This window comes from Alkalithermobacter paradoxus (genome assembly GCA_002029295.1).
GTDB classification, from domain to species: domain Bacteria; phylum Bacillota; class Clostridia; order Peptostreptococcales; family Peptostreptococcaceae; genus Alkalithermobacter; species Alkalithermobacter paradoxus.
On the sequence record MZGW01000001.1, the window covers coordinates 82,754 to 98,289 of the forward strand.

At 30.0% G+C, this 15,536-nt stretch carries 16 protein-coding genes; 12 read left to right on the plus strand and 4 right to left on the minus strand.

What is annotated here, in order from left to right; translation table 11 throughout:
- Positions 1–28: 28 nt before the first annotated feature.
- The 3 genes from CLOTH_RS00440 to CLOTH_RS00450 are packed head-to-tail and all read left to right on the plus strand — an operon-like array spanning position 29 to position 4,956.
- Complete coding sequence (locus tag CLOTH_RS00440; RefSeq protein WP_079410116.1) at positions 29–2,089, plus strand: UvrD-helicase domain-containing protein; 2,061 nt, start codon at positions 29–31, stop codon at positions 2,087–2,089.
- Positions 2,070–4,250, plus strand: a complete 2,181-nt coding sequence (locus tag CLOTH_RS00445; protein ID WP_408605799.1) for an ATP-dependent helicase — start codon at positions 2,070–2,072, stop codon at positions 4,248–4,250. Before CLOTH_RS00440 ends, CLOTH_RS00445 begins: the two co-directional genes overlap by 20 nt.
- Positions 4,237–4,956 (plus strand): PD-(D/E)XK nuclease family protein, encoded by a 720-nt coding sequence (locus CLOTH_RS00450; protein WP_158080426.1) that lies wholly within the window; start codon positions 4,237–4,239, stop codon positions 4,954–4,956. The genes CLOTH_RS00445 and CLOTH_RS00450 overlap by 14 nt, the downstream gene beginning before the upstream one ends.
- Positions 4,957–4,981: 25 nt before the next feature.
- Here the strand turns inward: CLOTH_RS00450 and CLOTH_RS00455 are convergent, their stop codons facing one another.
- Positions 4,982–5,650, minus strand: a complete 669-nt coding sequence (locus CLOTH_RS00455; protein WP_079410121.1) for a Crp/Fnr family transcriptional regulator — start codon at positions 5,648–5,650, stop codon at positions 4,982–4,984.
- Positions 5,651–5,755: 105 nt separating this feature from the next.
- Between CLOTH_RS00455 and CLOTH_RS00460 the strand changes: the two genes are divergently transcribed.
- The 4 genes from CLOTH_RS00460 (at position 5,756) to CLOTH_RS00475 (ending at position 7,729) form a co-directional block, all read left to right on the plus strand.
- Positions 5,756–6,082: a cupin domain-containing protein gene (locus tag CLOTH_RS00460; RefSeq protein ID WP_079410122.1), complete on the plus strand. Its 327-nt coding sequence runs from the start codon at positions 5,756–5,758 to the stop codon at positions 6,080–6,082.
- Position 6,083: 1 nt separating this feature from the next.
- Entirely contained in the window at positions 6,084–6,566 is a 483-nt protein-coding gene (locus CLOTH_RS00465; RefSeq protein WP_079410124.1) for a permease, read from the plus strand.
- A complete protein-coding gene (locus tag CLOTH_RS00470) occupies positions 6,563–7,261 on the plus strand; it encodes a permease (protein ID WP_079410125.1) in 699 nt (232 codons plus the stop codon). The genes CLOTH_RS00465 and CLOTH_RS00470 overlap by 4 nt, the downstream gene beginning before the upstream one ends.
- 108 nt (positions 7,262–7,369) lie before the next feature.
- Positions 7,370–7,729 (plus strand): hypothetical protein, encoded by a 360-nt coding sequence (locus tag CLOTH_RS00475; protein ID WP_079410127.1) that lies wholly within the window; start codon positions 7,370–7,372, stop codon positions 7,727–7,729.
- A 46-nt stretch (positions 7,730–7,775) separates the two neighbouring features.
- Here the strand turns inward: CLOTH_RS00475 and CLOTH_RS00480 are convergent, their stop codons facing one another.
- Positions 7,776–9,182, minus strand: a complete 1,407-nt coding sequence (locus tag CLOTH_RS00480) for a UDP-N-acetylmuramoyl-tripeptide--D-alanyl-D-alanine ligase (RefSeq protein ID WP_079410128.1) — start codon at positions 9,180–9,182, stop codon at positions 7,776–7,778.
- A gap of 127 nt (positions 9,183–9,309) precedes the next feature.
- Here CLOTH_RS00480 and CLOTH_RS00485 point away from each other — a divergent pair, with 127 nt between their 5' ends.
- The gene (locus tag CLOTH_RS00485) at positions 9,310–10,254 is read left to right on the plus strand and encodes a magnesium transporter CorA family protein (RefSeq protein WP_158080427.1); all 945 of its coding nucleotides are present in this window, start codon (positions 9,310–9,312) and stop codon (positions 10,252–10,254) included.
- Positions 10,255–10,278: 24 nt separating this feature from the next.
- Here the strand turns inward: CLOTH_RS00485 and CLOTH_RS00490 are convergent, their stop codons facing one another.
- Positions 10,279–11,211, minus strand: a complete 933-nt coding sequence (locus CLOTH_RS00490; RefSeq protein WP_079410131.1) for a DUF362 domain-containing protein — start codon at positions 11,209–11,211, stop codon at positions 10,279–10,281.
- 190 nt (positions 11,212–11,401) lie between these two features.
- Between CLOTH_RS00490 and CLOTH_RS00495 the strand changes: the two genes are divergently transcribed.
- Genes CLOTH_RS00495 through CLOTH_RS00510 form a run of 4 tightly spaced genes read left to right on the plus strand, consistent with a single transcriptional unit; the run spans position 11,402 to position 14,923 of the window.
- Positions 11,402–12,163 (plus strand): DeoR/GlpR family DNA-binding transcription regulator, encoded by a 762-nt coding sequence (locus CLOTH_RS00495; protein ID WP_079410133.1) that lies wholly within the window; start codon positions 11,402–11,404, stop codon positions 12,161–12,163.
- 12 nt (positions 12,164–12,175) lie between these two features.
- Complete coding sequence (gene pfkB / locus CLOTH_RS00500; RefSeq protein WP_079410134.1) at positions 12,176–13,102, plus strand: 1-phosphofructokinase; 927 nt, start codon at positions 12,176–12,178, stop codon at positions 13,100–13,102.
- Positions 13,103–13,107: 5 nt separating this feature from the next.
- A complete protein-coding gene (locus CLOTH_RS00505) occupies positions 13,108–13,548 on the plus strand; it encodes a PTS sugar transporter subunit IIA (RefSeq protein WP_079410136.1) in 441 nt (146 codons plus the stop codon).
- A 19-nt stretch (positions 13,549–13,567) separates the two neighbouring features.
- Positions 13,568–14,923, plus strand: coding sequence for a PTS fructose transporter subunit IIC (locus tag CLOTH_RS00510; RefSeq protein ID WP_079410137.1), 1,356 nt, complete (start codon positions 13,568–13,570; stop codon positions 14,921–14,923).
- Positions 14,924–14,957: 34 nt separating this feature from the next.
- Here the strand turns inward: CLOTH_RS00510 and CLOTH_RS00515 are convergent, their stop codons facing one another.
- Complete coding sequence (locus CLOTH_RS00515) at positions 14,958–15,497, minus strand: peroxiredoxin (RefSeq protein WP_079410139.1); 540 nt, start codon at positions 15,495–15,497, stop codon at positions 14,958–14,960.
- Between the last annotated feature and the right edge of the window lie 39 nt (positions 15,498–15,536).

Sequence of the window (15,536 nt, forward strand, 5' to 3'; positions counted from 1 at the left end):
GCTTAATTAAATAGGTGGTGATTTAAAAATGGATGATATACAAAGAAAGATAGTAAATTATGGGTTTGATACTAACTGTATAGTTGTTAATGGATGTAGTGGAAGTGGTAAAACAACTACGGCTATTGAAAGATACAAGCATATGATAGAAAATGAAAATATAAAAAGTGAACAAATATTAGTATTTGTTTTGAATAGAGTACAATCATTAATATATAGATCAAATCTAGATATTAAAGGATGTGGAGAAATAAAAATAACATCATATTTTGGGTTTATACAAAAAGAGCTAACTAAGTTCTGGCCGTTAGTAATCCAAAAATGTGATCTTATAGGTAAAAATACTATAAGGCCAATTTTTCATACATTTGAAACATCTCAGTGTTTGATGCACAGATTAGTTGAACATCAAAGAAATAAAAGCGGACTTCTTTTAGGATTAAATTCATCTTCAGATAGAATAGCAATATCTATTATATCCAATCTTACCAAAGCAGCCCTTCCAAGTATACCTATAAATGAAATAGGAACTAGACTTTATAATTCTTTAGAAAACAAAGATTTGATAAAACAAAGTATATTTAAGGATATGGATGTAATTATAGATTACTACATCAAAAGATCTTTACAGGAAGGAACTATTGATTATGGATTAAGTGTATTTTTGTATAATAAGTATCTTTTGAATGACCCAATTTATCACCAATATTTAAGAAAAAATATAAAACATATAATTGTAGATAACTTAGAAGAATGCACACCATCTCAAGTTGACTTTATAAAGGAGTTGATACCAAGTGTAGATACAGCACTACTTATGTATAATCCAGATGGAGGATTTGGAGTAAGATATGGTGCAGACCCTTTGTATATACAACAAGAATTGGTGAATAAATATGAAAATGTAATATTGAATTGCAAATTTGCAACTAAAAAGGAGTTTCAAGATTTAGCAGATTGTATTTCTCACAATATATTTAATAATAACAAAGCTAAGTGTAAATCTGAAAGTATTTTCGTTAACACATCTGAACTAAGAAGCGATATGATAGAGAATATTAGTAAAGAAGTTGTAAGACTTTTAAATGAAGGGGTTAACCCAAGTGATATATGTGTTATATCCCCCGTAAATGATATAGTGTTAGAATATATATTAACAGATCAAGTAAGAATGGCAGGTCATGAGGTTTTAAATATAAGTAGAAAAAGATCTATAACTGATAATCAGTATGCATATTCTCTTGTAGTTTTAGCTTGTCTTTGTCATGATTTTAATGAAATTATATTAAATGAAGATGATGTAAAGAGCTTATTTATACTAATAGCCAATATGGATCCTATAAGAGCAGCGATTCTAACTAAAAATGTATTGAAAATAGAAAATGGGATTTCTTATCTTACAAAGCTTAGCGATGATAGCATAATTAATAGAGTTGGAAATGAATATCTACAAAAGTACGAATATATAAGAAATTGGGTTGATAACTATAAATCTAAAGAGGCATTAGATATAGATGAATTCTTTAGAAAGGTGTATCTAGAAATATTAATAACTTTACCTGCAGGAAAAGAAAATATAAACGCTTGCAAGGATATAATAGATTCCGCTACTAATTTTATAGATATAATTTCTAAGTTTAAAGCAATAGAAAATCCTAACAGAGAATTTATAAGATTTATAAAAAGTGGTGCAAAGTCTAATGAATCTATTTACGCTATTGAAGAGAGAATGATGGATAGCTTTGTTACGCTAGCGACACCTTCTACATATTTAGCTTCTGCCAATTATAGTAAGGTGCATATATGGGCAGATTTAGGGAGTGACCTTTGGTCTCCTAGAAATATTACCGAACTTGAAAATCCATATGTTCTAACTAGAACGTGGGATATAAACAATGTTTACACTGAAGATATAGAAGATAGAAATAGAAGAAATTATCTTAATATAATTATTAGATCTCTTATTAAGAGATGCTCAGAAAGATTATATTTATTTGATAGTATATATTCTGCAAATGGGCATGAGCAAAGTGGAATGCTTTCACAGATTATGTCAGATACAATTGGTGGTGAACAAGTTGAATTATAGAAGTGACCAAAAAGATATAATAAATTATGAGAGCGGAACTATGGCACTTCCAGCAGTACCAGGAGCTGGGAAGACATTTATACTGACACATCTTGCAGGTAAACTAATATTAGAAGGAAATACTGAATCAGGTAAGATACTTATACTATCTTATATGACTAGTTCTTGTAGTAATATTAAATCTAGGATTATAAAGTTTCTAGAGGAGAAAGGCATAAACTCAACTAAGGACTTTGAGGTTATGACTATTCATTCTTTAGCTATGAAAATAATAAAAGAAAAACCTGATGTTTTGAATCTATCAGATGAATTTAAAATGATAGATAGTGTGTTACAGGCATCTTTTATAAAACAGGCTATAATAGATTTTAGGAAAAGGTACACTAAGGAGTTTGATAGCTTTATAGATCCAAATAAAAAGAAAAATATAAAAGGTGCGTACGATAGTATTGAAGACAATTTAACCAGATGCATGACATCTTTTATAGGAGAGATGAAATGTAAAGGAATATCAGTAGATATGCTAAAAGATATCACTAAAGATATTGATTATACTGATATGATGAAACTTGCGTGTGATATTTATGAATCGTATGATTTGAATCTTAGAAAGCAAGGATTAGTTGATTATAATGATCTGTTATTTATGGCATATAAACTGCTTAAAGAAGATGAAGACTTGAGAGATAAGTTTCAAAATAGATATGCATATATATTTGAAGATGAGTGTCAGGACAGTAATGAGATTCAGGGTAAAATACTTGAGATATTAGCTCAAAAACATGGCAATTTAGTTAGAGTTGGTGATTTAAATCAAAGTATTACAGGAACATTTACATCTTCAGACCCAAGATTTTTTAGGGAATTTTGTAAAAGTGCTGATAGGATTCAAAAAATGTTTACTGCTGGAAGAAGTAGTAAAGAGGTAATAGACCTTGCTAATTATTTAGTTAATTGGGTAAGAGAAGATCATCCTGTAAGTTCTTGCAGGAATGCACTTGAAAATCAAATTGTACTTACTGTACCAGAGGGAGAAAATCCTCAAAACCCAATAAATCCAAAGTATGGAATAGCATCGTATATAGAGAATTCATGGGAAGATTCAATAAGAAGGTTTATTCAGATGGTTACTTTATATAAAGAAAAATACCCCCAAAAAACAATTGCAGCACTTATTCCAACAGGTTATATGATAGGGCAAATAGGAGAACGTCTACAAAAGATGAATATAGAGTATGATGAACTCAGCGATGTATCTAATGAAAAATTAGTTACAACAAAAACACTTGGAAAGATACTAGATTATATATCAAGTCCTTATGATAATGAAAAATTTCAAATTGTATTAAAAGATATACTAATAAATGAACAATACGATGATAGTTATAAGCTGTACGATTTTATAAAGAAATGTAGATTAGAAGATTTACTATATCCAAATGAAGATCTTTGTATTCCTGATGAAATAGTAGAACTATCAGTATATAAGGATTTTGTTAGTTCTTTAGATTTGGTTAGAAAATTTTTAGAATTTCCTCAGCTTGCAATAGATAGATTGATTTTGTATATAGGAGAGAAGCTAAAGTTTAGTAGAGAAGAAAAAGCTATGATGGAAAAAATAGCTTCAGACATAAGGTTTTTATTAATAAGTAATCCTAAATGGACACTTAAAGATATAGCAAAGGAACTTGAAGAAAGTAAAAATAATAAATTCAATTATTTTGCTAAATTCGTGTATGAACTTAAAGGATATGAGCCTACCCCAGGTAAAATAACTTTATCTACTTTGCACAAATCTAAAGGACTTGAATGGGATTGTGTATTTATACTTGGGCTTACTAATTTACACTTTCCTGTTGAGCTTACAGATAAATTTATGGGAGAATGTGCTTATCTAAAAAAAGAGTACAGTAACCCATTAGCTCTTTTGAGGGCTTCATTAAAGAAACTTCTAAATGAAGAAGATATAAAAAATCCTACAATAAAAGCTAGAGAAGAAACAATATCTGAAAGAGCAAGGCTTTTGTATGTTGCTATAACTAGAGCAAAGGAAAATCTAATATTAATTGGTCATAAAGAAAATCAAGAACTTCCTTCGATATACATAAAAGAGCTTAAGAAATTTATTGAAAGTGAGAAAAATAGATATGTTGGATGTTAGAAGTGTTAAACATTTTTATTATAGTCAGGCATCTTTAAATACATTCTTAAGATGTCCTTTGAAGTTTAAGATTAAGTATATAGAAAGAATTCATTGGCAAGACGACATAAGGTCGGAAGAAATTTCAAGGAGAATGCAAATAGGAAGAGATTTTCATCTTTATTGTGAAAGGTATTTTAGTTCTATACCAATTGGGACACAAAGCAATACTACTTTGAATGATTGGATAAATAACCTAACACAGCTTTTGCCAATTGATAGTAAAAATATATATTTACCTGAATATGAGATAAGAATTAATGAAGATAAGATTAGGCTATTAGCAAAATACGATTTGATAATTATAAAGGAAGATGGAAAAATAGAAATATATGATTGGAAAACTGAAGAAAAGAAGCTAGATAAGTTTAAGTTAGAAAATAGTTTCCAAACAATTTTGTATATGTATTTATTAAAGCGAATGTCAAAGAAGATATTCGGAAGAGATATAAGTGCATCGGATATATCTATGATATACTGGCAGCCACAGTATAAAGATAGCCTAGTTAAAATAGAATATTCACAAGAAAAATATAAATCTCATGAAAACTATATAGTGAATGTTATAGACACCATAAATGGATACGATTTTGATAATGATTTTGTGAAAGATGAGTATATGAATGAATGCAAGAATTGTGAGTTTAGGCATTTATGTAGCAGTTAAAGAAAGCATATTAATATGCTTTCTTTTAACTTATAATTGATGTATCTATAATTGAAATAGTATTTTTATCGTAATCTATTATATTCTCCTGCTTCATTTTAATTAATTCTCTAGAAAGAGATGGTCTTTGAACCCCTAATCTTTCAGCCCATTCTTTTTTAGTCATATAAAGTTTGATTTTATATGTCCTTTGTTTTTTATATTCATAATTTAAGAATTCTATTATATGTTGCCTGATTGTTTTTAATGTTATGGAATTTAGCTTTGTTCCTATGGCTACTGTTATATCTGATATTAGTTTTATATATTCAAGCAGGAAAGACTTGTTAGTCTGGCATAGATTCAGAATTATATCTTTCTGTATACTTAGTATTGTGCAGTTGGTTTTAGATAAAATAGTCATAGGATATTTGTTAGATTGAGCAAAGATTAGATTACTACCCAAAATGTGTCCAGCTCCAAACTCATATATTACCAATACATTTCCATTTTCATCTATTTTCTCTACAGATACTATTCCCTCAATAATAACATCTAAAGTATTACATTTATCGCCTTGTTCATAAATTATAGACTTTTTTTTATACTTTTTTATATTATTAGAACCTTCAAGCAATATTTCTAAATGGTATTTAGAAAAATCACTAAACAAAGGAGTAGCTTTAAGTATATCTATATACTGTTTTGTAGTCATAAAAAATTTCTCCTTTAAATTTCAAATGGTAACATTAGTTACCGAATTGTATTTATACACAAGAGTATAATATAAAAAAAGATATATATAAAGGAGGAAGTAAAAATGATAGAAAAAGTTTATAAGTTTGCAGATGCAAGTGAAAAGCTTATCGAAAAAATTATTGATGATGAAAATGTTGTTTTAAACCATATGATATTAACTAAGGGAGCAGCATTACCTGAGCATTATTCTAACTCAAATGTTTATATGATAATAACAAAAGGAAAAATGACTATAAAGCTGAATGATGAAAATGCTAATGAACATAGCTGTGGAAGTATATTGAATATACCGTTTAATACGAAGATGAATGTTAGTAACTCCTACGATGAGATACTAGAGTTCTTTGTTGTTAAAGCTCCTAACCCTAAAGATATGCTAAAGGTGTAATATGGATATATTCAGTATTTTATTGTGGATCATAACCATTATATTCTTAATTGTATCGCTGCTCAAAGATAAGGAAAGAACCATAACCTCTATGAAAATGGGAAGAAATATGATGAAGAATATGATAGGAGAAATATTTGCTGTACTTTTTATTATAGGATTGATGATAACACTTATCCCGCCTGAAAGTATAAATACTTTTATGGGCGACTCTAATGTAATACTATCAACTATAGGATCAGCATTCGTTGGAAGTGTAACACTTATACCTGCTTTTGTGGCATTTCCACTAGCTAAATCACTGCTAGATAGGGGAGCGAATGTAGTTCCTTTGGTAGCTTTTCTAACAACACTTACAATGGTAGGAGTTGTAACTTTCCCTCTAGAAAAAAGAGAGTTTGGGCTAAAATTTGCCCTAATCAGAAATATATTAAGTTTTGGATTTGCAGTGGTTATTGCTCTGGTTATGGGGGGAGTTATATGAATATAATAAAGAAAAATAAATTATTATTTATCGTAAGCTTGATTTATATAGTATTGTTTATTACAAATACTGATAAAGCTATAGAATCTACACAAAATAGCATATATTATGTACTTGAGATGCTTCAAATAATGCCGGTTATATTTATATTAACTTCGCTGATAGAAGCGTGGGTACCTAAAGAAGTTATAATGAACAGTTTTGGCGAAAAATCAGGTATAAAAGGAAGTATGATTTCATTCATATTAGGTAGCTTTTCTGCAGGTCCTATATATGCTGCTTTTCCAGTTTGTAAAACTCTTATAAAAAAAGGTGCAAGTATTTCAAATGTTGTTATAATACTTAGCACCTGGGCTGTAGTTAAAGTTCCAATGTTAGCTAATGAGGCAAAATTTCTAGGAACTAAATTTATGAGTATTAGATGGATATTAACTACTATATCGATATTTATTATGGCATATATTGTTTCGGTATTTGTAAAAAAGGAGAGTATACCTAATATCAACAATAATACTATTAAAAATAGAGTAATAATAAAACAAGAATACTGCATTGGATGTGGAATATGTGAGAGAATATCTCCAACAAAGTTTAAAGTTTTAAGTGGTAAGGTAAAAATATTAAGCGATATTATAGATGAAAGTACAGATGAAGCGATTGAGAGATGTCCTGTGAAGGTAATAGATTATGTATAGACGATAAAAGCATTCTTTTTAAGAGAGTGCTTTTCTTTTTGTAATAAATATTCTTAGGAAAGAATAGGTTTTTAATATAAAAAATTATGAGATTATGGGGGACTTTTTATGTATAAGATAGAGATTATAGAAGATCGCAAAGTTATTTTGGTGACTGTTGGAGGATATTTTAATGAAACACAGGGAAAAGAGTTACTAGAAGAATATAAAAAAACAACTAAGATATATAAATTAAAACAATATAGTTTGATATTAGATCCAGGAGGCCTCAAAAGTTCATACGAAGATATAGCACCTATAATCAGAAATTCATTTAAGACATTTATAAAGTCAGGTTTTAAAAATATCATTATAATCGAAAAAGAAACTTTCTTAGATGATATGAAATTAGGAAAAATAGAAAAAAAGATATTCTTAAGTACAGTAAAAATAATTTCAACTTTAGAAGAAGCATTAAATATAGTTTAAATACAAGATGCCTATTCTCTTTATTTACAAAGAGAATAGGCATTTACTATGCTTTAATCTTATTTATCAGATTCTGAAAATCTACGTAGCTAGAATGAGCTTTAAATAAAATTATACTACCTGGAATTATTGAGTTAATTATGTCAGCTTGTGCATCTTCTACTGTTTTATAATAAGATAATTTTTCTTGATCAATACCTTTATTTAGTGCACCATCTATATAATGCTTTGCCCATTTTCCAACAGCTATTAATCTATGGAAATTTAATTTAGATATTTCCTCTCCTAGCATGAAATGAGACTTTACTGCATACTCCTCAAGTGAAGCAGTATCTTTTTCTATATCACCCATTACTAGTATAAGGGGATGATCTTTAGATATATTAGGGAGTTCCATAATTAATGATTTTGTTGAATCAGGATTACCGTTAAAATTATCATTTATAATAAAGCTATTATTGATGCCTACTAAAAGCTCTTGCCTTGCAGGTGGTAGATTAAATTTAGAAAGCCCTCTATATATATCACAGCGGCTTAGACCAAGTGTTATACCTACCATAATTGCTGCTAGAGAATTTAATACGTAGTATTTACCGAAGGTATTAATTACGCAGTCTAGCTTCATGTTATTAAAGTTTGCTGTAAAGAACGTTTTAAAATTTTCATATTTGATATCAGAAGCCCATATATCATTAGAATCTGAAAATCCAAATGTTAGCATTTTTCCCTTGAATTTATGAAGTGGTAGTTTTTTGCAGTTTTCATCTTCTCCATTGATTATCAAAGTAGAATCTTCACCTAAATAATCTAAAATTTCTCCTTTTGCTTTAATTATATTTTCCATAGACCCCAAATTTGAAATATGAGAGCTGTTAATACAAGTTATCACCCCTATGCTTGGAGAAATAATATCAGAACTTAAACTTATTATTCCTAAACCTTTCATTCCAGCTTCGAGTACTGCAGCCTTATGCTTATCATCAAGATTAAAGATATTGTACGCTACTCCAGATGGGGCATTATAATTTTTTGCTCCAACTAGGGTATCGATACTTTCATTTAAAATATAACCTATCATATCTTTAGTGCTTGTCTTTCCGCTACTTCCTACAACTTGAATGAACGGTATATTAAATTGAAAGCGGTAAAATTTTGCTGAAGATAAATAAGCTTCTCGAACGCTATCTACTTCTATAATCCCTATGTTTGCATCAATCCATTTTTGCATATTGAGTTTGTGATGACTTCTTATAACTATACCAGATGCATTATTTTTTACTAGGCTTTGTAATAGCTTATCTTCATTTATAGATTCGTATAATAAAAAATATAGGCAACTAGATTTAGGTGCTACAAATTCCTCTACAAATGAAGAAATATACTTATTATTATCCCAATATATTATATTGCCTTTTATTATTTGTGAAATTTGATTAACAGAAAAGGGCTTCAAAGGTATCCCCCCTAAAAGATTTGGTATTTCTATTACATACTATAAAAATAAAATTAAAAGGTTAATGATATATCTAATTGTAAATAATAAATATTGAGTATTTTATATTATGAGTGGAAGTGAAGATATGAAAATAAAAAACATAAATAAAAATACTATGCATTGTGATGATATATACAGCAATTGGTACAATAAGGAGGATAGTTATTTCATATTATGCAAAGAGAAAGAGATATTAAACCTTCAACACATTTTCGAATTTGAAGATGATACTATCGAGGAATGTATATACGATGATGAAAAAGTTAGATTTGAAAGTTTTAAAGAGTATGACTTTATAAGTTTAAATAATCTAAGTTGGGAGAATAAAAATGTTATTTTAGAAGAAATAAATATATATATAGGCTATAATTACATAATTTTAGTTGGAGAGCAAAGTGGAAATGAAATAGAAGAAATATATGATTATATATCTTTAAAAATAAGTAATTTAACACATGAAAAAAAAGAATTAAATAAAATATACTTTTGGATATTTGATATGATTCTGAAAAATTATATTAATACACTTGAAAGTGTAGAAGAAGATATATTAACTTTAGAAAATAATATAATAAATGAAATAGAGAAAAGGTATTTTTCTCAGATAAACTGTATAAGACAACAAATGGACAAGATAACTAAGAATTTGAGAGCTCTTTTATATGTTGGTGATCAGTTTATGATCAATGAAAATAAATTTATAAAAAGAGAGAACCAAAGATATTTTAGAAATATAGATGTTAGAATAAATAAGTTGTACGACTTTTCAATAAGCCTAAAGAGTAGGTCTGACCAATTAATTTACCTACATAACTCAGGATTAACTTCTCACACTAATGATATTGCAACTAGACTTACGGTTTTGGCTATATTTTTTGGCCCACTTACAGTAATTACAGGGATTTATGGAATGAATTTCGACTATATGCCTGAATTGCACTGGATTTATGGATATCAATTCACATTAGGTATTATGGCTACACTAACAATAATTCTATATGCTGTATTCAAAAAGAAGAAATGGTTATAAATAAAGATGCTAAGTTAAGCATCTTTATTTATTTCCGTGGATATCTTTTATTTTAGATTTATCTAATGCTATTTCAAAATTATAAGCACTCTTGCTAAAAATTAATTCAGCATCTTCAAGAGATATACCCTTTAATTTCATATTCTCAGGTTTTGCTTCTCCGATATTTTGATTATAAAGTGAGTATAGATACTGAACTGCTTGAGGTAAAAATCCTAAGAGTCTAGCTCCGATTGTATCGACTGCCACAGGATCTGTTCCAGCTATTATAAGTCCATTAGTATCGACTGCCTTTCCATCACTAGGTCCTGTTCCTATCATAGCTTTATCAGTACTTACAATAGTTAAATCTATAGGTATTTTTTTAGCCATTGCTACAATAAACCCATGCAAATCATCATGTATTCCCAGACTTTTTTTAGGAAAGCCGTGAATTTCAGCAGGAGGCCATGCAAGTGATATATTCTTTATTCCAGCACTCATAGTAGCTTCTTCATGCTGTTTTAGTTGTGTAAAAGATATCAAAACATCTACTTTATTTATTATTTCATTTATCTTTGTATTTGAAATAATATGGTGATCAAGATCTAAAGTTACGTATGGGCCGTAATTTAAATCTATAAATTCTACATTTTCATCTTTGATAACATCATCGTATCCAACATCTTTCATAACCTTAGGTGTAGGATCTCCTCCTGAACCAGTTGCTATGTATATTTGTGAAGGATTGAAAGATTTTACATATCTTATTAGTGATCTTAAAGTGCTAGGCCCTACAACAGTACCAGTAGATGGCATATTTGACTTTACCCAATTTGGAGTTATTACTACAGTATCGTTAGGTTTTATAATTTCAGTCATTGGCAATAAATCCAAAGCTTCCTTTAGTGAATCAGATTCATTGTGAGCTTTTGTAATTGAAACTATAGGTTCAGTTATTCTTCTTTTATTTCTCATAATACTTACCTCCATTTCCAATTATATTATTGTTTAATATTGATAAAACTATACTACATGTGAAATTTGTAAAAACTTGTTGACAACGTTTTTATGATAATCTATAATAAAATCAATCATAAACAGTCATAATTAATCAAAAACAATCATAAAATAATCACAAATGAGAGTTTAAGATCTGGAGGAAAGTATGTTTGCAGAAGAAAGAAAATCTCATATAGCACAAATGATAAAAAACGGTCAAAGTGTGAGAGTAAATGAATTAGCTCAGTTATTTGACGTATCAGAGTCTACAATAAGAAGAGATTTAAAAGAACTTGAAAGTAGTGGGGAAATTGTAAGAACTCATGGTGGAGCTGTAAGTAATGCCAATACAAATTTTGAACCATCGTTTTCTGAGAAACAAGATAAGCATTTATATGAGAAAGAAAATATAGGTAAGGCTGCAGCGACACTTATAGAAGATGGTGATACTATAATTTTAGATTCTGGAACTACAACTCAATATGTAGCAAAATATATAACTGCAAAAAATATAACCATAATAACTAATTCGGTAAATCTAGCTAATGAACTGTCAAATAGAAATGATATTGAAGTTATAGTAACAGGAGGAATGATAAGAAACACAACAAAGTCTATGGTAGGACCTGTTGCTGAAAATACCTTGAAGCACTTTGTAGTAGATAAAGCCTTTATAGGTGCTAATGGAGTTTCTCAGAAATTTGGAATAACTACTCCTAATATGCTAGAGGCTAGCGTTAAGAAATCTATGATAGAAAACTCAAAAACTACCTATCTGCTTGTAGATAGCTCTAAGATTAACGAAGAGAGTTTTTCATTTATTGCTCCTGTATCAAAAATAGATTACATAGTGACAGATGAAAAGATATCTAGTGAAGATATAGCTATGTATGAAAACTTTGGAGTAAAAATAATAAGAGCAAACTAGGGAGGTGACAGCTTGATATATACAGTAACTTTAAATCCAGCAATAGACAAAACTATATTCCTAGACAGTATGAGAAAAGGTGAAGTAAATAGAATAAAAAAAGTTATTAAAGATGTTGGTGGCAAAGGAATAAATGTATCTAAAGTGTTAAAAGTTCTAGGGAAAGAAAGTATAGTATTAGGTTTTTTAGGAAGTGATAATAAAAAATACTTTGTAGATTTTTTAGAAGATGCAAATATAAATCATGACTTTATAACTGTAGATGGAGAGAATAGAACAAACTTAAAGATTATTGAGTTGGATAGTGACATCCATACAGATATAAATGATATAGGTTTCTCTGTTGATGAGGAAAGCGTTAATCTACTGCTAAATAGAATATCTTCTTTAGATGAAGATGACGTAGTAGTCCTTTCTGGAAGTATACCATCAGGGGTAAGTGATGATATTTATAGAAAGATTATAGAAACTATAAAGCATAAGAATGCCAAAGTAATACTAGATGCCGATGGTAAAGCGTTGATAGAAGGAATAAAAGCTAAGCCATATATGATAAAACCAAACGTGCATGAACTTAAAAATATAGTAGATTTCGATGAAAATAATATGGATTCTATAGTGGAGGCAGGAAAAAAACTCGTAAATCAAGGTATAGAAAAAGTACTCATTTCCATGGGAGAGCTTGGGTCTTTGTATATTACGAAGAAGGATGTTCTCTATGCAAATCCTCTAAAATTAGAAGTTAAAAGTACGGTTGGAGCAGGAGATTCTATGGTAGCAGCAATTGCCTATGGAATAGAAGATGACTTATTTGATTTAGAAATACTCAAGTTAGCATCAGCTTGTGGAGCCTGTGCAGTTATGACAGAAGGAAGTAAAATGCTAAACAAAGACATAATAGAAACAATCAAACAACAGATTAATATAAATAGGAGGTAATAATAATGCTTAGAGAGTTATTGTCAAAAGAAAGAGTGTGCTTTGATCTTAAAGCTAAGGATAAATTAGGAGTTATAGATGAGCTTATAGATATATTAGATAAAGATGGAAAGCTTAATGATAAAAATGAATTTAAAAAAGCTGTTATTAAAAGAGAAGAAGAATTCTCAACAGGGATAGGTATGGGAGTTGCTATACCTCATGGAAAAAGCGAAAGTGTTAAAGATCCTGCAATAACTTTTGGAATATCAAAAGAAGGTATAGATTATGAGTCAATGGACGGAAAAAGGGCACATATGTTTTTCCTAATTTCTGTTCCTGAAAATTCAGACAATGTGCATTTAAATGTCTTGGGGACTATATCTAGAAAGCTTATGCATGAAAGTGTGAGAAATAATCTACTGAATGCATCTTCATATGAAGATGTAATTAATGCATTTGAATAATTAAAAGGGGGAGAATTTGATGAAAATTTTAGCCGTTACAGCATGCCCTACAGGTATAGCACATACTTATATGGCAGCAGAAGCTCTCCAAATAGGAGCCAAAGAACTTGGGGTAGATATCAAAGTTGAAACTAGAGGCTCGGTTGGAGCTGAAAACGAAATAACAAATGATGATATAAAAAATGCTCATGCTGTTATTCTAGCAGTAGATACTAATGTTGATAAAGAAAGATTTGGAGATCTTCCGACAATTGAAGTGTCAGTTAAGGATGCAATAAAAGATCCTAAGGGGCTTATAAATAGAGCTATAAGCCTTGAAAAGAAAAGTTATTCAAATAAGGTTTTAGAAAATAAGAATGAAGAAAAAGAAAAAAGAACAGGGGCATACAAACATTTGATGACGGGCGTATCATTTATGATACCATTCGTAGTTGCTGGAGGTATCCTAATAGCACTATCATTTGCATTTGGTATTGAGGCATTTAGGGAAGAAGGTACACTCGCAGCTGCTCTAATGCAAATAGGTGGTGCAGGAGCATTTGCACTTATGGTACCTATACTTTCTGGATATATTGCATATTCAATCGCTGACAGACCAGGTTTAGTTCCAGGTATGGTAGGTGGTATGATAGCAGGTCAAATAGGAGCAGGGTTTTTAGGTGGTATTATTGCAGGTTTCGGTGCAGGATATATTATTCTGTTCTTAAAGAAATATATAAAACTTCCTAGAGAAATGGAAGGGCTTATGCCAGTTTTAATTTTACCAGTGTTATCTTCTTTAATTATAGGATTATCTCTTATATTTGTTGTTGGAGGACCAGTAGCAACTATAAATAAAGGAATTGAAACTTTCTTAAACACTTTAAGTAGTGGTAGTGCAGTAGGATTAGGAGCGGTATTAGGCTTAATGATGGCATTTGATATGGGTGGACCAATAAATAAAGCAGCGTATGCTTTCGCAGTGGGAACAATATCAGCAGGTCAACCATCTATGGTTATGGCAGCTGTTATGGCAGCTGGTATGACTCCTCCAATTGGAATAGCACTTGCGACTTCACTAGCTAAAAATAAATTCACTGTTGAAGAAAAAGAAGCTGGAAAAGCAGCGTTCTTTCTGGGGATATCATTTATAACTGAAGGTGCAATTCCTTTTGCAGCTAGTGATCCAATCAGAATAATACCTTCTCTTATGGCAGGATCAGCTGTAGCTGGAGCTCTTTCTATGGCGTTTAAATGTACGTTAGCCGTTCCGCATGGTGGTATATTTGTATTACCTATACCAAATGCTGTTGGTGGGTTAATGTTATACACGATATCAATATTAATAGGATCTATTGTAACAGGAGTTTTAATTGCAACCTTAAAGAGAAAATAAAGAATCTCAGCTTAAAAGCTGAGATTTTTTATTTTTATAACAGTTCTTCTCCAGGACTCCAGTCTGCTGGGCAAAGGCCTCCTGCTTGTAGGGCTTGAAGAACTCTTAGAGTTTCATCAGCACTTCTACCAACATTAAGATCATGAACAACAGAGTATCTTAATATACCTTGAGGATCTATAATGAATAGACCTCTAAGAGCTATACCTTCCTCATCTATATAAACTCCATAATCTTTAGATACCTTATGAGTATTATCTGACGCTATTTGGAATTTAAGTTTTCCTAGACCACCCATATTTTTATCTGTGTTTATCCATGCTTTGTGAGAATAAACGCTGTCTGTACTAACAGCTAGAATTTCAGCATTAAACTTTTTAAACATTTCATATTTAGAATCCATAGATGTAATTTCTGTTGGGCAAACAAATGTAAAGTCAAGGGGATAAAAGAACATAACAAGCCATTTCCCCTTAAAGCTATCTAAAGAAACTTCTCCGAAAGTTTGTCCATCTCCTAAAACTGTTTTCATTGTAAAATCAGGAGCTTTAACTCCTACCATTCTTTCTGCCATAGAAATTCCTCCTACATTATCATTTTTTATAACACATAG